This window comes from Streptomyces sp. NPDC005303 (genome assembly GCF_040607335.1).
Lineage (GTDB): Bacteria > Actinomycetota > Actinomycetes > Streptomycetales > Streptomycetaceae > Streptomyces.
Genome location: NZ_JBEXGM010000008.1, coordinates 19412 through 42337, shown reverse-complemented (window position 1 = coordinate 42337; position 22926 = coordinate 19412). Strand labels below are relative to the sequence as shown.

The window sequence follows — 22926 nt, the reverse complement described above, 5'->3', positions numbered from 1 at the left end:
GCGGCCCCGGAACCATGCCAGGGTCTCGGCGAGCAGTTCGCGGTGCGGTCCTTCTCCAGCACTGACAGACGGATGTTGGGGCCCAGCTCCAGCTTGCCCTCCGGGACGTCTACGCCCTCCAATTCGTTGAGACGGGGGAGGAGTTCGGCGCGCAGTGCTCGGTCAGTGAACGGTTCGCGTGCGGCCAGGTACTGGAAACTCACCTCCGCGGTGCCGCCCCGCCCACCGCCCGGGTAGAGCGTCAGCGGCCAGATGTTCCTCGGCCCCAGCGAACGAGTAGCCATCAGGTTCCTTCTTGGAACAACCGAGTCCGAGCCCTCGATGTGATCGCCGCCGATCATGCACCGTCAGGGGAAGATCGCCTGGTTGGTTTCACCGTTGACGTGCTGTTGACGGTGCGGTCCTGCATGTCCTACGGGGTGCCGGTTCGACGCGGTGGTTCGGCGGTGGCTGCGAGCAGGGCGGCGTCGTCGTCGACCCGGTCGGGGGTGTTCAGGAGTTCCAGGGCCTGTTCGGTGATCCGCTGGGGGTCGGAGCGGGCGGCGGCGGGCAGGGCGTCGCAGGTTTGGCGCAGGGCCGCCAGGCCGTCGTCCAGGGACAGCGCCCGGTTCTCCACCAGGCCGTCGGTGTACAGCAGCAGGCCGGTGCCGGGTGGGAAGGGCACCTCGTGGTCGACCGGGGTGCTGCCCAGTCCCAGCGGTAGGGCGGGGGGCAGCTCCAGGTAGGTGGTGTCGGCGCCTAGCAGCAGGGGCGGTAGGTGGCCGCTGGCGGCGTAGCTCAGGTGGTGGCGGTGGGGGTCGTAGACCGCGTAGAGGCAGGTGGCGAAGCGGTCGGTGGCGAGCGACTGCAGATAGGCGTCCAGCCTGGTCAGCACCTGGGCCGGGCCGGCGCCCTCCAGGGCGAGGCTGTGCAGGGCGGTGCGGAGTTGGCCCATCAGCGTGGCGGCTTCCACGTCGTGGCCCATGACGTCGCCGATGGCCAGCCCGACGGAGCCGTCGGGCAGGGCGAGAACGTCGTACCAGTCGCCGCCGACCTCGGCGCCGCGGTTGCTGGCCCGGTAGTGGGTGGCCAGGCGCATTCCGGGCACCTGGGGCAGGCGGTGGGGCAGCAGGGCGCGTTGCAGGGTCAGGGCGAGGCGGCGCTCGTTGTGGTACCGGGTGGCGTTGTCGTAGGCCAGGGCCAGGCGGTGGGCGAGGTTCTCCAGATACTTGTGTTCGACCGCGGAATAGCCGCCGGTGTGCCGGACCAGTACCAGGGCCCCCAGCGTCTGGTCGTGGGCGTGCAGCGGCAGGGCCAGCACGGCGGCGGGCGCGGGCGCCGGGTGCGCGGCGATCGGGGCTGAGGCGGTGCCGTTGATCGCGCGGGTGGCAGCCGTGGCCAGGGCCTCGTGGGCAAGAACGGGGGTGCCGGCGATGTAGGGCGGGGGCGACTGCGCCGCCGGGGCGGGTGCCGCAGGGGTGAGGTGGACGCTGATCTGGTCGGCGAAGTCGGGCACCAGGATCTGACCGGTGGTCCGCAGTATCTGGTCCGGGTCGAGGGTGGCGGCCAGCCGCAGGCCCGCTTCGGCCAGGGAAGCCAGCACGGCCAGCTGGTTGCGGGTCTCGGTCAGGGCCTGCTCGCGCAGCCGGGACAGTTCCAACCCCGTGCCGACACGCGCCAGCAGCTGGCGCGCGGAGAAGGGTTTGGCCAGGTAGTCGTCGGCGCCGGCGTGCCGACCCTGCACGGATTCCTCCTCGCCGGCGCGGGCGGTGAGCAGGACGATGGGCAGGCGGGCGGTGCGCGGGTCGGCGCGCAGCGCCCGGACCAGCTCGAAGCCGTCCATGCGGGGCATCATCACGTCGCTGAGCACCAGCTCCACCGGCTGCGCCAGGGCCATCTCCAGGGCGGCCCGGCCGTCGGCGGCGAGCAGCACGTCGTAGTCGGGCTGCAGGAGCTGGGTGAGATACGCGCGCATGTCGGCGTTGTCGTCGACGACCAGCAGGCGGGCCCGGTGGGGGCGGTCGGATTCGTGCGGGCTGGGGCCGTGGAGGGCATCGTGGGTCGCGGGGGCGTACGGGGTCCGTGCCGCGGAGGTGGCCGCGGCGGGGACGGGGTCGGCCGCCAGCCAGCCCAGCGCCTCGTCCACATAGGCCGCCGTGCGGCCGGACCGGTCGCCCCCGCCTTCCCTGGGGATCTCCCCGGGGGATCCGGCGCCGGCCTCGGGCGGGGCCGGGCGGGGCCGCTGGGCGGTGGCGAAGGGGAGGTCCACGGTGAGGGTGGTGCCCTGGCCGAGGCGGCTGTCCGCGCCGACGGTGCCGCCGTGCGCTTCCACCAGATCCTTGACCAGCACCAGGCCGAGGCCGCTGCCCTCGTGGGAGCGGGAGCGGGCGCCGCGGACCCTGTGGAAGCGCTCGAACAGGCGCGGCAGCTCGTCCGCGGGGATGCCGGTGCCGGTGTCGGTCACGGTCAGCCTGGCCCGGTCGCCGGCCGCGACCACCTGCACCTGGGCGCCGCCGGTGAAGGTGAACTTCAGGGCGTTGCTGAGCAGGTTGAGGACGATCTTCTCCCACATCTCCCGGTCCAGGGGCACCGGCTTGGGCAGCGGCGGGCAGTCCACCTCCAGCGTCAGCCCTGCCGCCTCGAAGGCGGACCGGAACACCCCGGCCAGCTCGGCCGTGGCACCGGCGAGGTCGACCGGCTCGAGGGCGGGGCGCGTCTGCCCGGCCTCGGCCCGGGCGACGTCCAGGAGGGTGTTGACCTGCTTCAGCAGGCGCAGGGCGCCGCGCTCGGCCAGTTCCAGCTGCTCGTGCCGCTCGGGCCGGTCCTCGTCGGCCAGGGCCTGCTGGAGCGGGCCCAGGAGCAGGGTGAGCGGGGTGCGCAACTCGTGGCTGACGTTGGCGAAGAAGGTGGTCTTGGCCCGGTCGAGCTCGGCCAGTGCCTCCGCCCGCCTGCGCTGCTCTTCGTGCGCGAGCGCGGCCGTCAGCGCCCCGGCCACAGCTGAGGCGAGCACTTCCAGGAAGTCGTGGTACGCCCCGGCTGGGGGGAAGCAGGGGTTGACGCCCACCACCAGCACGCCCACCACCTGGGTCGCGGAGTGCAGCGGAAGGGCCAGCGCCTGCTCGACCGAGAGCTGGGGGGCCGCAGCGTGCTGCCCGGCCGTGCTGCCGCCGGTGAACGCGGCGGCCGGGAACGTGGCCGGGGTACCGTCGGCGACCACCTTCGCCAGCCGGGCCGCCACTTCCGGCCCGTCGTTCGCACTCAGCGAGCCGGTCTCGGGCGCCGACCCGAGTCCGGTGGAGGCCGCCGGCCGCCGCATCCCTGGCTCGGAGGCCAGGTACAGGCCCAGAAACGGGATCTCGTCGGGGTAGGAGGTCGCCACCTCGGCGACCACGCGGGCGACCTCGCCCGGAGTGGGCAGCCCGGCAGTGCGCGTGCCGGTCTCGCTCAGCAGGCGCAGCCGGCGCTCGCCCAGTACTCGGCCGGTCGTCTCGGTGAGGATCTGCAGTACGCCGCCGGCGGTGCCGTCATCCAGCAGTACGGGTTGGAAGGCGGAGTCGAAGTAGCACTGCTCCAAAAAGCCGTGGCGCTCCATGATGAGCAGCTCATTCGGGACCAGCAGGGGCTTGCGGGAGTCGGTCACATAGTGGAAGTGGGAGCTCACGGGGTGGGCCCAGGCCTCGGGGAATATCTCCTTGTAGGGCCTGCCGAGCGCCCAGGGGTGCTTGGCGCCGACAATCGGTGTGGAGCCCAGGTTGTACAGCGTGGCGAATTCAGCCCCCCAGTACAGAGCCATCCCATGCTCAGAGGTGAGCATGAGGCGCAGGGTGTCCACCAGGGGCCCCGGCCAGGAGACGGGGGGCCCGAACGGCGTCGCCGCCCAGTCGATCCCTGACAGGAGCTCGCCGAACGCGCCGCCGTCGGCGAACACCCGGGCCGCTGCGGTGCGGGGGTCATCGCGCCGGATCATCGAGAAATCGTCCTCCTGGCGCTTGTGTGATCCGCCCGCGCCTCCCACGGCTGCCGACGGCCACTCGCTGGGGACTTCCCGGGCAGATCGGATGCCGGATCCGACAGGTCCGGCGACGCTTTGCCCAAAATTGCCCATTTGAAACAATTAAAAGCCCATTTGTTCAGCAGTGTACGCCTGTAGCCGCGCGCCGGCGGCGGTGATCGTCGACTGGCAGTCCCTGCGGCCGGCCGACACGGTCGGCGACGACGGACCAGGCCGGGACCGCGCGAAGAGGTGGTCGATGATCCGGTCTGCGGCCGACTTGCTCGAGTGAAGCTACTCAGGATTCGACCTGGCTTCGCCATCGGCTGCGGCGGCAGGACCCTCCCTGCCGGACATCAAAGGTGTTCGATTTGCGTGGAGTTCACCACGATCGGGTGAATGCATCTGATTTGAGAAACCGTTCGAGGCCTGTGCAAGTCACACACCTTGCACTGCACGACATATGCCTCAGGGGGGACAATGAGCCAGCAGCAGTACCCGCCGCAACAGCCTGGATGGGGCGGCCCCCAACAGCCGTTCGGGCAGCCGCCGTTCGCGCCGCCGCCGCCGAAGAAGACCGGCGCGGGGAAGGTCATCGGCCTGGGCTGTCTCGGGCTCGTCGGTCTCTTCGTTCTGATCGCCCTCATCGGTGCTGTCGCGGGTGGTGGCTCCGGCTCGAGCGACTCCAAGAGCGCCGATAACACCAAGGTCAGCGGCTCCACGTCGAAGGGCGACAAGGCGGCCGACGCCTCCGAAGGCAGTGACACGAAGGCCGACAGCGAGAAGAAGTCCGACAAGAAGGTCGTCGTCTTCAAGGTGTGGGGCACCGCGCCCGCCGGTGCCCTCGGACCGCTCAACATCACCTACGGGTCCGATTCCGACAACCGCGACGGCACCTTCAAGAACGGCGAGTTCAAGGCCACCCCGCCTCTCGACGAGGACGCCCTGTACTTCGACGTCACCGCTCAGCTCCAGGGGTCCGGGGACATCCACTGCTCCGTCACGGTCGGCGGGAAGACCAAGAAGGCCCACGCGGCCGGGGATTACAACATCTGCAGTGCCCAGCTCAGCGCGGGCCTGCTGGGAGGGTGGGGCTGACGATGGCCGAGAGCACTCCGCAACCTCCCGCCACACCTCCGCAGCACGCATTCCCACCGCCCGTGCCGCCGCCCCCGCCGTCCGAGGCACCGGTCCCGCCGGACCCGCCCAAGAAGCTCCGCACCAACGCGATCGTCATCGGCTCGGCCGCCGCCGTGATCGCCGCGATCGTCACCACGGGCATCGTCGTCGTGGGGGCCACCCGGGGTTCCACCCACGACGACGACAAGCCGGCCATCGCAGCCGCGTCGAGCATTCCGGACGAGGATGTCGCCGCCTCCGCCTCGGAACCGACGTACGTCGAGGCCGACGCCGACAGCTTCTCGATCTACCTGCGCACCACCGCGCGGCAGTGCTTCGGATCAGCGGGCTGCAACGTGACCGTGGAGCCGGAGCTCAGCTACCTGGGCAGCAGTGGAGACCTCGACCCGGACGCCGTGTACGAGATCACCTACGAGATCCACGGCGACGAGTCCGGGCCGGTCATCCAGACTGCCGAGCTGACCGACCAGACCCGCCTCAGCTACAGACCGTCCCTGATCAGCACCGCTTCGGCGAGCACAGAGCCCTCCGTGGAGATCACTGACGTTCAGGAGAGATAGGCCCGGCCGTTCGCGAGCCAGCCTGGCCCCTGCGAGACCTGGCCGATGCAGGCACCCGCTTCGAGATCGTCATCTGGCGCCAGGGCAGCAAGGGGTCGATGCCCTCACGCTTTGCGGTGCTCGAGGTGCGGCCCTCGGGCAAGGAAGCCACCCGCACGGCGCAGGAGCACGCCGGCGGACGCGGCCAGTGGGACGGGGTACTGCCGCTGCGGACCCTGCTGATCGAGCAGCCGGAAGGATCGGAACAGCCCACCGGCTACTGGATGACCAACCTGCCCGCCACCACCCCGGTCGCCGATCTGGTGCGCTTCGCCAAGATGCGCTGGCGCATCGAGCACGACTACCGCGAGCTCAAACACGGCCTGGGCCTGGACCACTTCGAGGGCCGCACCTGGCGCGGCTGGCACCACCACGTCACCCTCGTCACCGCCGCCCAGGCCTTCCTCACCCTGCGGCGTTACGACCCAAAAGCCCACACGGCAGCCTGAGCCTCTACCAAGTCCTCGACGCGCTGCAGGGCCTGCTGTGGTGCTGGAGCGGCACTTGCACCACCTGCGGCCGCCCCTCACCAGCAGCAGACCCAGAACCGGAACCTAACGAAGCACTACTAGATTCCTGCAGCCCTCGTCGCTAAGCATGCGCCCTTGCCCTGGACCTGCACCCCTCACCAGTTCCTGACATACGCGATCGTCCGCGAGGCCGCCTACATCGCCCTCCCGCGCCCAGATCAGCGCACCCGCACCCACGCGTGCAGGACCGCCTGCGCATAGGCCACGCGGACGTCCAGGCGCTGGGGTTCGTAGTGGTAGACCTTGTTGATTCCCCGGTAGTCCAAAGCCGTGCCGGCTCCAGCCATACGCCACCGCGTACGGGTCGGGCCGTCGAGGCTGGTGTCGCTCGTGTCGCCTTCGAAGATCGAGTAGACCAGCATGAAGAGGAAGAAGAGCAGCCAGACCGGAGAGCTCAGGACGTAGAGCATCCAGGTGATCGCCCTTCCGGCCTTCCCCGTGAAGGCCTGCGGTGCGTCGCTGAGTTGTACGGTCCACCGGACACGGCGAGGCCAGGGGAGGAACCGGCCTGCGCGGCGCGTGATGCGGGCCAGTGGCGTGCCGTCGGCGGCGTACACGTCGTGGACGTCCGGGGCGGCCGGCTGGATCGAGCACATCAGCCCACCCCCGCCTCCGCCGTGGATCCAGAAGGGAATCGGAGACCGGCGACTCCACCGCTCCGTCGTCCGCCGCTCGAAGACCTCCGCCGCGGGGGCGGCCTCACGCTGAGCACCCGTCAACTGGATCGTCGAACTCATCTCGACATCGCGCTGAGAACCTGCAGGGACAGGGTTGTTCGCCTTGACCACGAACGTGTACCGGGTCGGTGGTGGCTGCATCGGCGCGGAGAAGGCCGAAGAGGGCTGCTCCTGGGGAGTGGGGTGCATTCTGGTCTCCGGCTCCGGGTGAGATACGGATTCGTAGAGGATACGGCCGCTGTTGACGCAGGTTCGAAGGTGCTGGGCCGGCTCAGCCGAAGGGATTCACCGCGGCTGCGCGGTCGGCGAACTCCCCGGCGGCGTTACGCGCCCTGTCGACGCTTTCGTGGAACTTCTCGGACGCGTACTGGGCGTCCTCCGTGACAAGTCGGGCGCCTTCCGTGTACAGCCCTTTCGCGCCCACCACTGCTTCGTAGCCACGCGCCGTCCATGACCTGGGATCGACGTAGTGGGAGACCGTGTTGCCCGCGCCGTCGACTACGGGCCTGACGGAGTCCGCGATTGCCGGAATGCGACCCAGAGGTGTGTTTTCGACCAGCGTCGGCATGAGTTTCTGGAACGGCTTGTCCAACAGCCCGGCACCCGCCCGGTACAAGGTGGAGTCCCCGAACTCCTTGGCCACGGCGACCGCGAAGCGATCCTTGAGACTGTCGGCGGTCACGTGGATGGCATGCGCCTTCGAACCGAGTTCACCCCAGTTCCGCATCACCCATTTCTCGGCGTCCTCGCCGAGCTTCGCGGTTCCGCCGACACTCTCGACGATGTCGCCCGCCCGCTTCCACGAGTCGGCGGCCTTCACTCCGAAGTCGAGGACGTTCATGGGGATCTTGACGCCGGTGAACGTTCCCTTGGCCACCTTTCCGACGCGCGCCAGGTCACCGAAGGGGATGAAACCGGCGAGGTCGAGACCGATGTCCATCCAGTTGCCCTTCTTGGAGCCGGCCGCCCAGCCGACCCCGTGGAAGGCGAGCGCCCCACCGTTGAGCACCATGCCGATCGCCTCGAAGGCGATCGCACCGATCACCGTCTCGGAGAAGACGACGGCCAGGACGTCGCACGCGGCGCTGGCGTAACCGAGCCAGTCACCGATCTCGTAGATCGTGTCGGCGTGCTCCTGTATCCATTTCCAGATGTCACCGGCAAGATCCTTGATCCGGTCCCCAAGGCCGTCGAGGGCGTCCATGAAACGATGGCGTTGAGGTCGTCGGTGGCCTCGTCGACCCGTTTGGCGGCGTGGTCGAACGCCTTCTGGGCGTTGTCCAGGGCGGCCTGTGTGTCGAAGGTCCGGCCCGCCAGCCGGAGATCCGGGTTGGACTTCGTCTCCTCGAGCGCACGGCGAGCCTCTTCCGCCTCCCTCTCCAAGCGGGCGGCGAGAGTCTGGAAGTCGGTGAGTTGCGTGTGCCAGGTGTTCAGGGCATGCGCGGCCTCGATCAGCGACGCGTGTCCGTCGGCGAGGTACTTCGGCAGCTCACCGACCTTCTTGGCGAAGCCGGCAGCGGCATCGCCCTCCCAGACGCCGTCGGATTTACCCACGCGCGTGAGCGTGCCGTGGGCACCGTTCAGTTGGTTGCCCACCTTGCTGAGAGCCGTGACGAGCTGTGTCACCGATGCCGGCACGCCGGGGGCCGGGTCGAAACCGAGCGCGTCGTAGGTCTGTGTGCTCATCCGTGTGTCCTCCTCGACGCGATCAACCGAACGGGTGGGCCTGCGGGACGAGTTCGTCCCCGACTGCGGGGTCGTCCTCGGCGTCGCCGAAGGCGATGGTGTCGGCGATGTCCGCGAGGACCGCCTGGTAGTGGAAGAGATCCTGGACATCGGCTGTGCTCAGACACAACAACAGGAGCCGGTCCTCCTCCGGGAACGGCAGCCAGAGCTCGACGCGCACGAAGAACCTCTCCTGCTCGCCGTCGGCGAGTGTCCATACCGCGCGGGAGTCCGCGACGTGGACGACGGCCGGACCGGCGGGCAGGGTGACCAACTGGGCTTCACCGTCCGCGCTCTGGTCGAGCGTTTCCGCGATGCCGGCCGCCGCGATGTGGGGAGCGGGGTTGTCGAGATCGCGGACGCTGACGGTGAGCGTGCAACGACTCACCCGCTCGGGCGGCTGCGATCCGTCGGCGGTCCCGCCGATGGGAAAGATCCCGAGGGCTTGGTAGACCGTGCCCCCGGCCGAGAGCCGCTGGGAGTTCACGCCATACATGGCCGCGGTGAATCTGCGGATCGGCTCCAGCTCGTCCTGATCGCCCCAGTAGCCGCGGGCGAACTCCCGCATCTGCTCGTCGAAGGTCTCCTCCTCGACGCCTGTGTCGAGGGGGATCGGATGAAACTCGGGCTGCACCAGGAAACGGGGTGCCGCAGAAGCAGGTTCTTGGCCCCGCATCACTTGGCGTCAGCCTTCCCGGCTCCCTTGAAGGCATCAGCGATCTGGTCTTCCAGCGCCTGGTAGATCTTGCGAGACTCGGAGAGTCCTTCGGTGACGCCGCCGGTGGCATCGGCGATCAGACCAATGCCATAGCCCCACTTCTCCTGGAAGTGATAGCCAGCCACGGTTGTCGTGATCCCCCGATGATGTTGCGCGCCGCCACCCGACCGAAGAAATGACACATCATCCTATGCTGCCGAAATCTCGCCACCGTGTTCGACCCCCGGGCGGGCACAGACCCTTCACCGGTCTCTCGGTCACTCCACGATCGTCATCCCGTGTTCGGTCGAGTTCAGCCGCCGCCGGTCGTCCTCCGTGCACGTCACCACGTCCGTGATCCGTACGCCGAAGCGGCCCGGTAGGTATACGCCCGACCCGATGGAGAGGCACATGCCGGGGACGAGGTAGGTCTGCTCGGACTCGGTGAGGTAAGGCGGTTCGTGTGCGGTGATTCCTATGCCGTGGCCGGTGAGCTCGGTGGCGTACTCGCCGTATCCCGCGTTCTCGATCAGCTCCCGTGCCCTGCGGTCGATCTCCTGGCAGGTGACGCCGGGGGCCGTCGCCTCGACGGCTGACTGCTGGGCCGTACGGACCGTGTCGTGGACCCTCCGTTGCTCCTCCGTCGGGTCGCCCACGTGGATCGTGCGGGTCGTGTGCGAGTTGTAGCCGTCCTTCCGGCCGCCGAGGTGCAGGACCACCATGTCGCCCTTCTTGAGCGTCCGGTCGCCCGACCTGTGGTGTGGGTTCGCGCTGTTGCGGCCGGACGCCACCGCCGCGAAGACCTCGGTGTGGCCCTGTTCGTGGAGCAGGCGGGCCAGATCGGCGGCCACTTCGGACTCGCGGCGGCCGGTGAAGCGGGTGGCGAGGATCTCCTCGTACGCCGCGTCCGCCGCCGCTCCCGCCGCCGTGAGGCGGGCCACCTCGTGGGTGTCCTTCACCGCGCGGAGCAGGGGGAGTACGACGGTCAGGGGGCGGTAGGTCGTCAGCGGCAGGGCTTCCTGGAGACCGAGGAGGTGGACGGCCCAGGTGGTGTCGGAGACGCCGTAGCGGCCGTTGGGGAGGAGGAGGCCGGTGGCTGCGGCGTACGGGTCCTGGCCGTCGCGCCAGTCGGAGATGCGGAGGGCGTTCGCGCCGGGGGCCGCTTCCGCGTCGGGGCGTTCGAGGGACGGCACCAACAGGCGGGGTTCGGAGCCGGGGGTGAGGACGAGGAGGGTGAGGCGTTCCGTCGTCGAGGCGGGGCGGTAGCCGCACAGCCAGGTCAGGTCGGGGCCGGGGGTGATGAGCAGCCCGGCCAGGCCGGCCTCGGTCGTGTCCCTGGCCGCCCTGGTCATACGGGCCGCGTAGTCCTGTTCTGTGAAGGGGGCGGGGGTGTCGTTCATGGGGCTCCTCCGACCGCTGCCGTCGTCCGGTTCATCGTCGGAGGGGTGGGGTGCGGGGTGCCCGGGGGCGTAGGCCGAACGGGTGACGGTTCGTCGCCCCGCCCATGGCGGGTGGGTCAGAGGGCCCCGGGGCCCAGCGAACGCTCCGTGACCCGACTCAGATGGCGGTGGAAGACCTCGCGCGGGTCCGGGGTCAGCGTGCGCAGCGCCACCAGCGCCGTGATCACCACGTCGCAGAGCTCGCCCTCCACGTCCTGCCAGGTGTGGCTGACGCCCTTGCGTGGGTTCTGGCCGATCGCCCCGATGACCGCCTCGGAGACCTCGCCGACCTCCTCGGACAGTTTCAGCATGCGCAGGAGGAGGCCCTCGCGGCCGTGCACCGGCTGATCCGTCTCCAGCCAGGTCCACAGGGCGTCGACGGACTTCCAGAGGTCGGGGGCGGGGGCGGTGGCCTTATCACTCATACGGGGCAGCTTGTCACGGGCGGCACTGGCGGCTCGGGTAAGGGTGCTTCGTCCGACGCGAGTTCGCTGCGGGGCGCCCTCGGCTGGGCCGCGCCACGGCTTCGGCTCGGTCCTGGGCTGCGCCCCGGCCCGCCCGGGCAGGGCTGCCGGTCTCGTCTCGGCCTGCCCAGACGGGGCCAGTGGCTGTGCCTCGGTCCTCGGCTCCGTCTCGGTCCGCCCGGAGTCGGTCCCGGCTGCGCCCCGGCCCGCCCGGGGACGGCCCCGCACCGGCCCGCCCGCGTCGGACCCAGGCACCGACCCCGGCCCACCCCCCGTCGCACGCCGACCCCGGCACCCTGGTCGTACGCCGGTCCGGCCAGCCGCCGACGCCGACCCTCGACCCCATCCCCCTACTCCTCGCCCCCATCCCCCTACTCCCCGAACAACGCCTCTTCCTCCTCGAACAGCGATACCTGCCCGTCATCGCCCCCGCCCTCCTTCTCCCGCAGCCGCCGGTTCCGTGCCCCCACGACCACGCTCGTCACCAGTGCCGTCGCGCCGAGGGCCGCCGGTACCATCCAGCCGCGGTTGACCGTGTGGCCGAGGGCGTGGTCCAGGGAGAGGCGGCCCGGGCCCGTCACGGCGAGGCCCGCTGCCGTGAGGCCCAGCGTGGCCGCGTACTCGTAGCCGCCACCCGCGTTGAAGAAGCCGTTGGGCGCGTGCACCGCGGACGCGCCGGCCATCGCACCGGCCGCCGCCGCACCCGCCGCCGGGGTCGCCAGACCAAGTGCCAGCAGGGTGCCGCCGCCCGCCTCCGCAAGGCCCGCTGCCGTGGCGCTCGCCTTGCCCGGCGCGTAGCCGACGGACTCCATGAACTGGCCGGTTCCTTCGAGGCCACCGCCGCCGAACCAGCCGAGCAGTTTCTGCGCGCCGTGGGCGGCGAGTACACCTCCGGTTCCCAGCCGGAGCAGCAGCAGGCCCAGATCGCGTCGGTCGTAAGCGGTCACGATGACTCCCAGCACAAGAAGTGGAACGGGACCCCCCTCGCGTTTCCACCGTCGCACCGCTCACACCTGCCCGGAACACTCGCGCGGCCGTTCGGGTGGCGGGCCCGGGGGCGCGGTGTGAGTCTGGCAGGCATGACGATTCAGCCCGCCCGACTCAGCGACCCGGCTGTCCGCGCCTTCGTCTCCGCCGTCAACGCCCATGACCGCGAGGCCCTCCTGGCCCTGCTCGCGCCCGGTGCGACCATGGCGGACGACGGCAGCGACCGTGACCTCGACGACTGGATCGACCGGGAGATCTTCTCCTCCAACGGCCATCTCGACGTCGACAACGAGTCCAACGGCGGCCGTTCCCTCCTCGCCCACTACCGCAACGACGCCTGGGGTGAGATGCGCACCCGCTGGGACTTCACGGTCGGCGAGGACGGCAGGATCTCCCGCTTCGAGACCGGCCAGGCCTGAGAACCGGCCCCGTTGCAGAAAGCCCCTTGCCTTGAAGCGCACTCCAACTCCTAACGTTCCGGCACATGGAGACCACACGCACTCTCGGCCGCTCCGGCATCCAGGTCAGCGCACTCGGCTTCGGCTGCTGGGCCATCGGCGGCGAATGGCAGGGCGCCGACGGGCAGCCGCTCGGCTGGGGCAAGGTCGACGACGAGGAGTCCGTACGGGCCGTCCGGCGCGCCCTTGATCTGGGCATCACCTTCTTCGACACGGCGGACACCTATGGCGCCGGGCACAGTGAACGCGTTCTCGGCCGCGCCCTCGGCAAGCGCCGGGACGACGTCGTCCTCGCCACCAAGTGGGGCAACGTCTTCGACGAGGACACCCGCACCCTCACCGGCTCCGACCACACACCGGAGTACGCCCGCCGCGCTCTCACCGCTTCCCTGAAACGCCTGGGCACCGATCACATCGACCTCTACCAGCTCCACCTGTCCGACCTCGCCCCGGAGCGCGCGGCCGAACTCCGGGACCTGTGCGAGGAGTTCGTGAGCGAAGGGCTCATCCGGGCCTATGCCTGGAGCACGGACGACCCCGCCCGCGCCGCGGTGTTCGCGCAGGGGGAGCACTGCGCGGCCGTACAGCACGCGCTCAACGTGATGCAGGACGCCCCCGAAATGCTGGCGCTGTGCGACGAGTCGGAGCTGGCGAGCGTCAACCGCAGCCCGCTCGCCATGGGGTTGCTCGCGGGCAAGCGGCAAGGGCCCCAGGACGCCGGGGACATCCGCAGCAGGCCCCCGGCCTGGCTCCAGGGTTTCGGTGACGGCACGTCGGCCGACCCGGAGTGGCTGGCCCGTATCGACGCACTCAAGGAGATCCTCACCAGCGAGGGCCGCACCCTTGCCCAGGGCGCGTTGGCCTGGATCTGGGCCCGCAGCCCGCGAACGGTACCGATCCCGGGCTTCCGTTCCGTGGCCCAGGCGGAGCAGAACGCGAACGCCCTGGTGAAAGGGCCGCTCACCGCCGAGCAGTTGACCGAGGTCGACCGCATCCTCGGACGGTGAGCGCGCCCCGACCCGGCAGCCTCAGTACTGTGGCAAAGGCTGCTGCTGAGGCTGCTGCTCGGTCAACGTGATCTGCCCCGCCTTGATCGTCGCCAGCCGAGGCGCGCGCCGCGCGATCGACGAGTCATGTGTGACCATGACGAACGTCAACCCGTACTCGTGCCACAGCCCTTCCAGCAACGCCATGATCTCGTCCCGCATCGACTCGTCGAGGTTGCCGGTCGGCTCGTCGGCGAGCAGCACCTTCGGCTTCTTGACCAGCGCCCGCGCGATGGCCACCCGCTGCTGCTGACCACCGGACAACTCGGAGGGCGCGTGGGTGAGCCGCTCACCCAGCCCCACCGAGCGGAGCGCCTCGGCCGCCCGCTCACGCCGTTGGGCCGGCTTCACCCCCAGCGGGACCAGCGCCGTCTCCACGTTCTCCTGGGCGGTCAGCGTCGGGATGAGGTTGAACGACTGGAAGATGATGCCGATCTTCTCGGCCCGCAGCCGGGTCAGCTTGGCCTCGCTGATCTTCGCCAGGTCGACGCCGTCCAGTTCGACGCTGCCCTCGGTGGGGCGGTCCAGCCCGCCGATCATCTGGAGCAGCGTGGACTTGCCGCCGCCGGTGGGGCCCTGGATGACCAGCTGGTCGCCGTCCTCGATGGTGAGGTCGACGCCGCGCAGTGCCTCGACCGTCTCCTTGCCGCGCGTGTAGCGCTTGGTGACGCCGGTGAGTCTGTACATGAGAGCTCCGTAGAGAAGAAGAAGTGGGGGAGGCGACAGCGGCTACGACACGCTGCGCAGCGCGTCGGCCGGCCGCATCCGGGAGGCCCGCCACCCGCCCATCGCCCCGGCGATCAGCCCGCCGGTCACCGCGAGACCCACGGCGAGCGCGATGGTGGTCATCGAGACCGGCGCGGAGAGCGCGATCTCCATGGTGTTCTGGGCGGACTGCTGACCAGGACCGCCACCGCCGCCCGGCCCGCCGCCCGTGCCGCCGCCACCGCCGCCGGTGCTGCCGAGCTGAGCGGTCAGCTTGGGGCTGATCGCGGTCACCGTGTACGCGGCCGCGAGGCCCAGGCCGATGCCGAGGGCGCCGCCGAGCAGGCCGTTCACGATCGACTCGCCGACGACCTGCCGGGTGACCCGACGACTCGGCCAGCCGAGCGCCTTCAGGGTGCCGAACTCCCGCACCCGGCGCGACACCGCCGAGGAGGTCAGCAGCGCGGCCACCAGGAAGGCGGCGACGAGCACCGCGATGGACAGCCACTTGCCGACGCTGGTCGCGAGGCCGGAGGCGGTGGACAGGGAACCGGAGACGGTCTCCGCGAGGTCGGCGGAGGTCGTGACGGTCGTACCGGAGATGTTCTTCTGGATCGCCGCCTTGACCGCGTCGATCTGCTGCGAGTCGGTCGCCTTGACGTAGATCGTGGTGACCTTGTTCTTGGCGTCGGCCAGCGTCTGGGCCTGCTTGAGCGGCAGATAGACGTCGGTGGTGGACTCGCTGCTGTCGGGCGTCGCGATGCCGATGACCGTGTACTTCGTGCCGGAGATCTTCAGGGTCCCCCCGACCTTGAGGGAGTTCTCCTTGGCGTACGACTTGCTGACGACCGCGACCTTCGTGTCGGTCTGTGCGGCCGTGAACGTCTTGCCGGTGGTGATCTTGGAGCCGGCCAGCGGGCCGAGCGTCTGGTCGGTGACGTCCACGCCGGCGACCGAGTAGGAGTTCACGTCGAAGTTGGCGCCGCCGCCCTGGACCCGGGGTGCGGCGGTACTGGTGCCTCCGGAGCCACCACCTGGACCACCCTGGCCACTGCTCCCGGTGTTCCCGGTGTTTCCACCGGAACTCTGCGCCTTGCCCTGGGTGAAGGAGCCGTCGACCTTGGTGACGTTCAGGGTCAGCGCGCCCACCGCGCTCGCCACGCCCTTCTGCGCGGCGATCTTGGTGACCACCGAGGACGCCAGGGCCTGACCGCCCTGGGTCATCACGCGGTCGGAACTCTGTGTGTCGTCACTGTCGTTGGAACTGGCGTCGAACTGGAAGTTCGGTCTGCCGGAGCTTCCGGACGTCGGGGCCGACCTGGCCTTGGTGACGGTCATGTCGGTGCCGAGGCCGTACAGCGACTTCAGGACCTTGTCCTGAGCCTGAGTCATACCGGCCGACACCGAGTTGACGGTGATGACCAGCGCGATACCGAGCGCCAGACCCAGTGCGATGACCAGGGCCGCCTTCTTGCGCCGGCCCAGCTCGCGCTTGAGATAGATGCCAAACATCCCGTTCCTCGAAGGTTCTTGGCGCCCGCTGTGGGCGCGCCCTCAAGGTAGGGACGAAGGATTGCGGGGCCGTGAGGAAGGGATGTGCGCAGGCTGGGAAGGGATGTGCGCGAGCTGAGAATGTGCGCGGCGGCCGTCCACGGACCGGACGTGCGCGGCCCGGATCTGCGAAGCAGCCGTCCACCGACCGGACCTACCCGAGCTGAGAATGTGCGCGGCGGCCGTCCACGGACCGGTGCGTACCTCGCGGTCCCACGCGAGATCCACCCCCACCCGGCCCATGGACGGCCGCCGTGCTCCCCCCTCGGATGAGGTCGACGGAACGCCACCCCTCAAGTGTGAAGCTCTTGTGGAGGGCGCGTGATGAGCATAAGCCGCCAACCAGTCGCGAAGGGGGTGGAATCACATATTCCGCTTGTAGAGATCGGCTGTTCAGCCACGTCCCACATATGGCATCGCCGTCGCCAGCACGGTCGCGAACTGCACGTTCGCCTCCAGCGGCAGCTCCGCCATGTGCCGCACCGTGCGCGCCACGTCGGCCACGTCCATCACGGGTTCCGGCACGACCTCACCGTTCGCCTGCAGGGCACCGGCCCCCATGCCCGCGGTCATGTCGGTCGCCGCGTTCCCGATGTCGATCTGCCCCACCGCGATGCCGTACGGCCGCCCGTCCAGCGACAGTGACTTGGTGAGGCCGGTGAGGGCGTGCTTGGTCGCGGTGTAGGCGACGGAGTGGGGCCGGGGCGTGTGCGCGGAGATCGAGCCGTTGTTGATGATCCGTCCGCCCTGCGGGTCCTGCTCCTTCATCTGCCGGTACGCCGCCTGCGCGCACAGGAACGCCCCGTTGAGGTTGGTGTCCACCACGTGCCGCCACGCCTCGTACGGCAGCTCCTCCACCGGCACGCCGCCGGGCCCGAAGGTCCCCGCGTTGTTGAACAGCAGATCCACCCGCCCGAACCGCTCCACGGTGGCGGCGAACAGGTCGGTCACCTCGTCCGGCCGTGACACGTCGGTCCGTACGGCGATCGAGGCGCCCCCGGTGCCTTCGGGAGCCAGCGCCGCCGTCTCCTCCAGCGTCTGCGTCCGCCGGCCCGCCAGGGCGACCGACCAGCCCGCGCGCAGCAGCTCCACGGCGACCGAGCGGCCGATGCCGGAGCCGGCGCCGGTCACCACCGCGATCCTCGAATGTTGCGCAGTTTGCATGGCATTCATGGCCCCGCAGCGTACGGGAGGTCCCGGGCGCGGTCCGTCATGCGGAACTCATCCGTCCGCCATCTGAATGTCGTGCACCTGTCAATCGGTCGTCGTTCCCGGCCACTCCAATTGCCTCCTGCATCCATCAGTCAGGGGAGGACCGGATGACACTCGACACCTACCCGTCACAGCACGCCCCCGAACTGCGCGCCGCCGCCCGGCACATGGGCCGCCGCCGTTTCCTGACCGTCACCGGCGCCGCCGCCGCGCTCGCCTTCTCCGTGAACCTGCCCGCCGCCGGCACGGCGAGCGCCGCCGAACTCGACGCCGCGAAGATCACCGAGAACCCGTTCACCCTCGGCATCGCCTCCGGCGACCCGCAGCCCGACTCCGTGCTCCTGTGGACCCGCCTCGCCCCTGTCCCCTTCCAGGCGGACGGCGGCTTACCGGCCGAACGCGTCCTGGTCCACTGGGAATTGGCGCACGACGAGAGATTCCGCCGGATCGCCAGACGCGGCACGGCCGTCGCGCACCCCGAGTTCCACCACACCGTGCACGCCGAGGTCGGCCACCTCGACGCCGACCGCTTCTTCTACTACCGCTTCCGGGTGGGCAGGTGGATCAGTCCCACCGGCCGCACCCGCACCGCACCGGCCCCCAGCAGCCGCGCCACGGCCCTCACCTTCGCCGCGGTCTCCTGCCAGGCGTACACCGACGGCTACTTCACCCCGTACGGCCATCTCGCCGCCGAGGACGTCGACATGGTCTTCCACCTCGGGGACTACCTGTACGAGTACGCGGTCAACTCGGTGGGCGGATACCGCAACTACACCGACCGCACCCTCCCGGCGGTCTTCAACCGCGAGACGGTCACCCTGGAGGACTACCGCCTGCGCTACGCCCTCTACAAGTCCGACCCGGACCTGATGGCCGCGCACGCCGCACACCCCTTCGCGGTCACCTGGGACGACCACGAGACCGAGAACAACTACGCCGACGACATCCCCGAGAACGACGTGCCGCCCGAGGAGTTCCTGCTCCGCCGCGCCGCCGCCTACCGCGCCTACTGGGAGAACCAGCCGCTGCGCCGCCCGCAGCAGCCCGCAGGCCCGGACATGCAGCTGTACCGGCGCCTGCACTGGGGCCGGCTCGCCCAGTTCGCCATCCTCGACACCCGCCAGTACCGCTCCGACCAGGCCTACGGCGACGGCCTCGACCTGCCGGGACCCGAGATCGACGATCCGGCGCGCACGATGACCGGCGAGAGTCAGGAGCGGTGGCTGCTCAACGGCTGGCGCGCGTCACGGGCCCTGTGGAACGTCGTACCGCAGCAGGTGAACTTCTCGCAGCGCAAGCTCGACCTCACGGACCCGGCCCGGCTGTCGATGGACTCCTGGGACGGCTACCGGGCCTCCCGCCGCCGGATCCTCGACGGGGCCGAGGCGGCCGGCATCGACAACCTGATGGTCCTCACCGGTGACGTGCACGTCGCGTACGCCTACGACATCAAGGACGACTTCGACGACCCGGACTCCCGCACCCTCGGCACGGAGATCGTCGGATCGTCGATCTCCAGCGGCCGGGACGGCGCCGACAAGCCCGCGACCTGGGAGACGTACACCGGGGCCAACCCGCACATGAAGTTCTACAACGGGCTGCGCGGCTACGTGACCGTCGAGCTGGGCCGCGAGCGCGCCCGGGCCGACTTCAGGAGCGTGCCGTACGTGTCCAGGCCCGGGGCGCCGATCGCGACGGCCGCGTCCTTCGTGACGGAGGTGGGGGACCAGGGGCTCAAGCCGGCGTGAGTTCCGTCTCACCGGTCTCGCCGATCTCGCCGGTCTCGCCGGGATAGCGGACGCCTACGCGGTCACGGATCGCGTCCAGCGTCCGCATCACCGCGAGGGTGCCCTCCAGCGGCACCAGCGCGGACTCCGTCTCACCGGCCCGCAGCGCGCGCATGACCTCGCGGGCCTCGTGCTTCAGGCTGTTGCGGGGCCCGTCGGCCGGGTCGGCGACGAACTCCTCGGGCTCGCGCCCGTCACGGTGCAGGACGAAACGGTCCGGGTGGAAGAAGCCGTCGGGGATGTCGATCCGGCCCAGCGAGCCGGTCACCGACGCGATCGTGGCCGTACCGCCGGTCAGCGAGCAGTGCAGGGACGCGAGCGCCCCGCTGTCCCAGGAGAGCAGCGCGCCCGTCTGGAGGTCGACGCCCTCCTCGGAGAGCACCGCCTTCGCCGTGACGTCCGAGGGCTCCCCGAGCAGCAGCTGCGCGAACGACACCGGGTACACCCCGAGGTCCAGCAGCGCGCCCCCGCCCTGCGCCGGGTCCCGCAGCCGGTGCGAGGGCGGGAAGGGGCCGGCGAGCCCGAAGTCGGCCTGCACGGTGCGCACCTCGCCGATCGCGCCGTCGTCGACGAGGGCCTTGAGCCGCCGGATCATCGGGTTGCAGTACATCCACATGGCCTCCATGAGGAAGCGTCCGTGGTCCTTCGCGAGCCGGACCAGTTCCTCGGCCTCCCGCGTGTTCAGCGTGAACGCCTTCTCGCACAGGACATTGCGTCCGGCGCTCAGACACAGCCCGGCGGCCGCGCGATGCGCCGCGTGCGGAGTGGCGACGTACACGACATCGATGTCCGCGTCCTCGGCGAGCGCGCCCCAGTCGCCGTACGCCCGCTCGATCCCGAACCGTTCCGCGAACGCCTTCGCCGAGGCCTCGGAGCGCGAGGCCACCGCGACCACCTCCGCGTCCGGGAGATCCACCAGGTCCGCGGTGAACGCCGCCGCGATCCCGCCCGTCGCCAGAATCCCCCAGCGCACCCTCTGCTCCGTCATCCCGGCTCCACCCTCGCTCACCTGACCGTCGCCACCCTGTACGAGCTGAGAGCATAGGTGGCCGGGGGTCCGGGGGGTTCCCCGGGACGACGCAGTACTCGGAGAGGGAGGGGCACATGCCCGAGCAGGGGGCACCGACACCGCACCTGGAGCAGCAGACGGCCGCGGCCGGCACGGAACCGCCCTCGGTCGCCGTGCGCCGCACCGGGCTGCTCGTCACCCTGCTCCTCGGCGGCCTCACCGCCACGCCCCCGCTGGCGATGGACATGTACCTGCCGTCACTGCCGGAGGTCACCGACGCCCTGCACGCGCCCGCCGCCACCGTCCAGCTCACCCTCACCGCCTGTCTGCTCGGCATGGCGCTCGGGCAACTGGTGGTCGGTCCGATGAGCGACCGCTGGGGCCGCAGGCGCCCGCTGCTCGCCGGTCTCCTCGTCTACGTCGTCGCCACCGCGCTGTGCGCCGTCGCACCGAACGTGGAGTTCCTGGTCGGCTTCCGGCTGGTGCAGGGTCTCGCGGGCGCCGCGGGCATAGTGATCGCCCGGGCCGTGGTCCGGGACCTGTACGACGGCGTGGCGATGGCCCGGTTCTTCTCCACCCTGATGCTGATCGGCGGGGTCGCGCCGATCGTGGCGCCGCTGATCGGCGGGCAGATCCTGCGGGTGACGGACTGGCGGGGCGTGTTCGTGGTCCTGACGGTGATCGGAGCGCTGCTCGCCGCCCTGGTGTGGGCGAGGCTGCCCGAGACCCTCCCGGCGGCCGAGCGGCACACCGGAGGCGTCGGCGAAGCCCTGCACTCCATGCGCCGTCTCCTCGCCGACCTGCCCTTCACCGGCTACATGCTCACCGGCGGCTTCGCCTTCGCCGCGCTGTTCGCCTACATCTCGGCGTCCCCGTTCGTGGTCCAGGAGATCTACGGCGCCTCCCCGCAGACCTTCAGCCTGCTGTTCGGCGTGAACTCGATCGGCCTTGTCGTGGTCGGCCAGATCAACGGCAAGGTGCTGGTGGGCCGGGTCGGCCTGGACCGGGTCCTGGGCGTGGGTCTGCTCGTCGTGACGGCGGCGGCCGCGGCGCTGCTGCTGATGACGACCGGGGTCTTCGGCGAGGTGGGCCTGTTCCCCGTCGCCGCCGGTCTCTTCGTCCTGATGTCCGCGATGGGTGTCGCCCTCCCCAACGCCCAGTCCCTGGCCCTCCTGCGCACCAAGCACTCCGCGGGTTCCGCGTCCGCCCTGCTCGGCACGTCGTCCTTCCTCATCGGCGCCGTCGCCTCCCCGCTGGTAGGGATGGCCGGAGAGGGCACCGCCGTCCCGATGGCGGTCGTCCAACTGGCGGCCGCACTGGTAGCGCTCCTGTGTTTCATGGCAATGTGCCGTCCTTGGAACAGACGTGCGACCGCGGAGGGAGCAGAGAGCTGAGCGCACCGAGACTGCGCACCGACACACCGGAACGAGCCGGGCTCGACCCCGAGGAACTCCGGCGACTCGTCCGGGATTTCCGCGTCCTCACCACCGGCCGACGTCCCTGGACCCCCGGCGCCGTCCTGGTCGCGGGGCGTGGCCCGGTGATCGCCGTGGAAGAGGCGTCGGGCTGGGCCGTCCGCTACGCCTCCTACGACCCCGAAGCCGACGCGGGCGTGGAACTGCCCCACGACAAACGCGTCCCCGCCCGGGTGGACACCCCCTTCGACCTGGCCTCCCTCACCAAACTGTTCACGGCCGTGGCGGCGGTGCAGCAGATCGAGCGCGGCACGCTGGGCATCGACGCGCGGGTGGGCGCGTACCTCCCGGACTTCACGGCGGCCGTGACCCACGGCATCACCGTCCGTGAACTGCTCACCCACACCTCGGGACTGCGCCCCGAACTCCCGCTCCACGGCTGCGACGACGAGGAGGACCGCCTGAACCTCCTGCGCGCCGAGCCGCCCGTCGGAGTCCCCGGCACCTACACCTACTCCGACCTCAACCCGCTCCTCCTCCAGCACGTCCTCGAACGCATCACCGGCCGCCCCCTCGACGTCCTCGTCCACGAGGGCATCACCCGCCCCCTCGGCATGACGTCCACCCGTTTCGGCCCCTGCCCGGAGGCGGCGGCCACGGAGGACCAGCGCCGGCCGTGGGCCAAGGTGGACCGGGGGATGCTGCGGGGCGTGGTCCACGACGAGAACGCGTGGGCGCTGGGCGGGGTGGCCGGCCACGCGGGCCTGTTCTCGACCGCCCGCGACCTCGCGATCTTCTGCCGTGCCCTGCTGGCGGGCGGCGCGTACGGCCCCGCCCGCATCCTCGGCCCGGACTTCGTGGAACTGCTGCTGACCCCACCCGGGCTGGGGTTCGCCATCGACCAGAAGTGGTTCATGGGGGAGCTGGCGGGGCGGGGAGCGGCGGGCCACACGGGCTTCACGGGCACGTCCCTGGTCCTGGACCCGGCGACGGACACTTTCGTCGTGCTGCTGGCCAACACGGTCCACCCGAGGAGACGCCCACCGGACAACCGCCCGAGGGCCGAGATGGCGACACGGGTGGCGCGGGCGGTCAGGGGGACGGGTGGCTTCCAGCCGTGACGGGGGTGAGGCGCGGCCGGCTGTGACGGGGGGAGGGGCCGCCCAGCCGCGGCGGGGCGAGGGGCCGCCTGACCGTGACGGGTTGGGTCGGCTGGCAGTGGCAGGGGTGAGCGGTCGCCTGGCCGTGGCGGGGCGAAGGGTCGCTTGGTCATGACAGGGCGAGGGGCCGCCTGACCGTTACGGGTCGGGTCGGGTCGGCCGGCAGCGGCAGGGAGAGCGGTCGCCTGGCCGTGGCGGGGCGAAGGGTCGCCTTGTCGTGACAGGGCGAGGGGCCGCCTGACCGTGACGGGTTGGGTCGGCCGGCAGTGGCAGGGGTGAGCGGTCGCCTGGCCGTGGCGGGGCGAAGAGTCGCTTGGTCATGACAGGGCGAGGGGCCGCCTGACCGTGACGGGTC

19 protein-coding genes and 1 pseudogene are annotated in these 22926 nt (G+C 70.6%); 8 read left to right on the top strand and 12 right to left on the bottom strand.

All coding sequences use genetic code 11. The features are described 5' to 3' along the window. Positions 1-412: 412 nt before the first annotated feature. Positions 413-3946, bottom strand: coding sequence for a SpoIIE family protein phosphatase (locus ABZT93_RS14445; protein WP_356103694.1), 3534 nt, complete (start codon positions 3944-3946; stop codon positions 413-415). 504 nt (positions 3947-4450) lie between these two features. Between ABZT93_RS14445 and ABZT93_RS14440 the strand changes: the two genes are divergently transcribed. The 3 genes and pseudogenes from ABZT93_RS14440 to ABZT93_RS14430 all read left to right on the top strand — a co-directional run. Beyond that, positions 4451-5068, top strand: a complete 618-nt coding sequence (locus ABZT93_RS14440; RefSeq protein ID WP_356103691.1) for a hypothetical protein — start codon at positions 4451-4453, stop codon at positions 5066-5068. 2 nt (positions 5069-5070) lie between these two features. Continuing rightward, entirely contained in the window at positions 5071-5670 is a 600-nt protein-coding gene (locus ABZT93_RS14435) for a hypothetical protein (protein ID WP_356103688.1), read from the top strand. A gap of 38 nt (positions 5671-5708) precedes the next feature. Continuing rightward, positions 5709-6158 (top strand): annotated as a pseudogene (locus ABZT93_RS14430) (transposase); the annotation flags it as partial. A 239-nt stretch (positions 6159-6397) separates the two neighbouring features. Here the strand turns inward: ABZT93_RS14430 and ABZT93_RS14425 are convergent. The 7 genes from ABZT93_RS14425 to ABZT93_RS14395 all read right to left on the bottom strand — a co-directional run bounded on the left by ABZT93_RS14425 (position 6398) and on the right by ABZT93_RS14395 (position 12188). After that, positions 6398-6976, bottom strand: coding sequence for a hypothetical protein (locus ABZT93_RS14425; protein WP_356103685.1), 579 nt, complete (start codon positions 6974-6976; stop codon positions 6398-6400). Between the two features lie 211 nt (positions 6977-7187). Continuing rightward, complete coding sequence (locus ABZT93_RS14420; protein ID WP_356103682.1) at positions 7188-8120, bottom strand: hypothetical protein; 933 nt, start codon at positions 8118-8120, stop codon at positions 7188-7190. Positions 8121-8624: 504 nt separating this feature from the next. After that, the gene (locus ABZT93_RS14415; protein WP_356103679.1) at positions 8625-9275 is read right to left on the bottom strand and encodes a hypothetical protein; all 651 of its coding nucleotides are present in this window, start codon (positions 9273-9275) and stop codon (positions 8625-8627) included. Between the two features lie 41 nt (positions 9276-9316). Beyond that, complete coding sequence (locus tag ABZT93_RS14410) at positions 9317-9484, bottom strand: hypothetical protein (protein ID WP_356103676.1); 168 nt, start codon at positions 9482-9484, stop codon at positions 9317-9319. A gap of 132 nt (positions 9485-9616) precedes the next feature. Further along, positions 9617-10738, bottom strand: coding sequence for an aminopeptidase P family protein (locus ABZT93_RS14405; protein WP_356103673.1), 1122 nt, complete (start codon positions 10736-10738; stop codon positions 9617-9619). Positions 10739-10854: 116 nt separating this feature from the next. Beyond that, positions 10855-11202, bottom strand: a complete 348-nt coding sequence (locus tag ABZT93_RS14400; protein ID WP_356103670.1) for a MazG-like family protein — start codon at positions 11200-11202, stop codon at positions 10855-10857. 410 nt (positions 11203-11612) lie between these two features. Next, positions 11613-12188 (bottom strand): DoxX family membrane protein, encoded by a 576-nt coding sequence (locus ABZT93_RS14395; protein ID WP_356103668.1) that lies wholly within the window; start codon positions 12186-12188, stop codon positions 11613-11615. A gap of 132 nt (positions 12189-12320) precedes the next feature. Between ABZT93_RS14395 and ABZT93_RS14390 the strand changes: the two genes are divergently transcribed. Continuing rightward, complete coding sequence (locus ABZT93_RS14390) at positions 12321-12647, top strand: nuclear transport factor 2 family protein (RefSeq protein WP_356103665.1); 327 nt, start codon at positions 12321-12323, stop codon at positions 12645-12647. A gap of 65 nt (positions 12648-12712) precedes the next feature. After that, entirely contained in the window at positions 12713-13693 is a 981-nt protein-coding gene (locus tag ABZT93_RS14385; protein ID WP_356103663.1) for an aldo/keto reductase, read from the top strand. 21 nt (positions 13694-13714) lie between these two features. Here the strand turns inward: ABZT93_RS14385 and ABZT93_RS14380 are convergent, their stop codons facing one another. From ABZT93_RS14380 to ABZT93_RS14370, 3 genes are all read right to left on the bottom strand, one after another. After that, positions 13715-14419, bottom strand: a complete 705-nt coding sequence (locus ABZT93_RS14380; protein WP_356103661.1) for an ABC transporter ATP-binding protein — start codon at positions 14417-14419, stop codon at positions 13715-13717. A gap of 42 nt (positions 14420-14461) precedes the next feature. Then, positions 14462-15949 carry an ABC transporter permease gene (locus ABZT93_RS14375; RefSeq protein WP_356103658.1) on the bottom strand — a complete coding sequence of 496 codons (1488 nt, stop codon included), beginning with the start codon at positions 15947-15949 and terminating at the stop codon, positions 14462-14464. Positions 15950-16381: 432 nt separating this feature from the next. Then, positions 16382-17161: an SDR family oxidoreductase gene (locus ABZT93_RS14370; protein ID WP_356103655.1), complete on the bottom strand. Its 780-nt coding sequence runs from the start codon at positions 17159-17161 to the stop codon at positions 16382-16384. A 146-nt stretch (positions 17162-17307) separates the two neighbouring features. On the opposite strand from ABZT93_RS14370, the gene ABZT93_RS14365 reads away from it, so the two are divergent. Next, the gene (locus ABZT93_RS14365; RefSeq protein WP_356103651.1) at positions 17308-18948 is read left to right on the top strand and encodes an alkaline phosphatase D family protein; all 1641 of its coding nucleotides are present in this window, start codon (positions 17308-17310) and stop codon (positions 18946-18948) included. Here the strand turns inward: ABZT93_RS14365 and ABZT93_RS14360 are convergent. After that, on the bottom strand, positions 18935-19975 hold the full coding sequence (locus ABZT93_RS14360) for a Gfo/Idh/MocA family oxidoreductase (RefSeq protein WP_356103648.1): 1041 nt from the start codon (positions 19973-19975) through the stop codon (positions 18935-18937). The two genes, ABZT93_RS14365 and ABZT93_RS14360, sit on opposite strands and share 14 nt — an antisense overlap. A 116-nt stretch (positions 19976-20091) precedes the next feature. On the opposite strand from ABZT93_RS14360, the gene ABZT93_RS14355 reads away from it, so the two are divergent. After that, positions 20092-21390: a multidrug effflux MFS transporter gene (locus ABZT93_RS14355; RefSeq protein WP_356103645.1), complete on the top strand. Its 1299-nt coding sequence runs from the start codon at positions 20092-20094 to the stop codon at positions 21388-21390. Beyond that, the gene (locus ABZT93_RS14350) at positions 21342-22532 is read left to right on the top strand and encodes a serine hydrolase domain-containing protein (protein ID WP_356103643.1); all 1191 of its coding nucleotides are present in this window, start codon (positions 21342-21344) and stop codon (positions 22530-22532) included. The genes ABZT93_RS14355 and ABZT93_RS14350 overlap by 49 nt, the downstream gene beginning before the upstream one ends. Positions 22533-22926 lie beyond the last annotated feature (394 nt).

Bases quoted from the DNA above. Each gene is read 5' to 3' on its own strand.
- ABZT93_RS14445 (WP_356103694.1), bottom strand. From the start codon at position 3,946: ATGATCCGGCGCGATGACCCCCGCACCGCAGCGGCCCGGGTGTTCGCC.
- ABZT93_RS14440 (WP_356103691.1), top strand. From the start codon at position 4,451: ATGAGCCAGCAGCAGTACCCGCCGCAACAGCCTGGATGGGGCGGCCCC.
- ABZT93_RS14435 (WP_356103688.1), top strand. From the start codon at position 5,071: ATGGCCGAGAGCACTCCGCAACCTCCCGCCACACCTCCGCAGCACGCA.
- ABZT93_RS14425 (WP_356103685.1), bottom strand. From the start codon at position 6,976: ATGAGTTCGACGATCCAGTTGACGGGTGCTCAGCGTGAGGCCGCCCCC.
- ABZT93_RS14420 (WP_356103682.1), bottom strand. From the start codon at position 8,120: ATGGACGCCCTCGACGGCCTTGGGGACCGGATCAAGGATCTTGCCGGT.
- ABZT93_RS14405 (WP_356103673.1), bottom strand. From the start codon at position 10,738: ATGAACGACACCCCCGCCCCCTTCACAGAACAGGACTACGCGGCCCGT.
- ABZT93_RS14400 (WP_356103670.1), bottom strand. From the start codon at position 11,202: ATGAGTGATAAGGCCACCGCCCCCGCCCCCGACCTCTGGAAGTCCGTC.
- ABZT93_RS14390 (WP_356103665.1), top strand. From the start codon at position 12,321: ATGACGATTCAGCCCGCCCGACTCAGCGACCCGGCTGTCCGCGCCTTC.
- ABZT93_RS14385 (WP_356103663.1), top strand. From the start codon at position 12,713: ATGGAGACCACACGCACTCTCGGCCGCTCCGGCATCCAGGTCAGCGCA.
- ABZT93_RS14380 (WP_356103661.1), bottom strand. From the start codon at position 14,419: ATGTACAGACTCACCGGCGTCACCAAGCGCTACACGCGCGGCAAGGAG.
- ABZT93_RS14375 (WP_356103658.1), bottom strand. From the start codon at position 15,949: ATGTTTGGCATCTATCTCAAGCGCGAGCTGGGCCGGCGCAAGAAGGCG.
- ABZT93_RS14370 (WP_356103655.1), bottom strand. From the start codon at position 17,161: ATGAATGCCATGCAAACTGCGCAACATTCGAGGATCGCGGTGGTGACC.
- ABZT93_RS14365 (WP_356103651.1), top strand. From the start codon at position 17,308: ATGACACTCGACACCTACCCGTCACAGCACGCCCCCGAACTGCGCGCC.
- ABZT93_RS14360 (WP_356103648.1), bottom strand. From the start codon at position 19,975: ATGACGGAGCAGAGGGTGCGCTGGGGGATTCTGGCGACGGGCGGGATC.
- ABZT93_RS14355 (WP_356103645.1), top strand. From the start codon at position 20,092: ATGCCCGAGCAGGGGGCACCGACACCGCACCTGGAGCAGCAGACGGCC.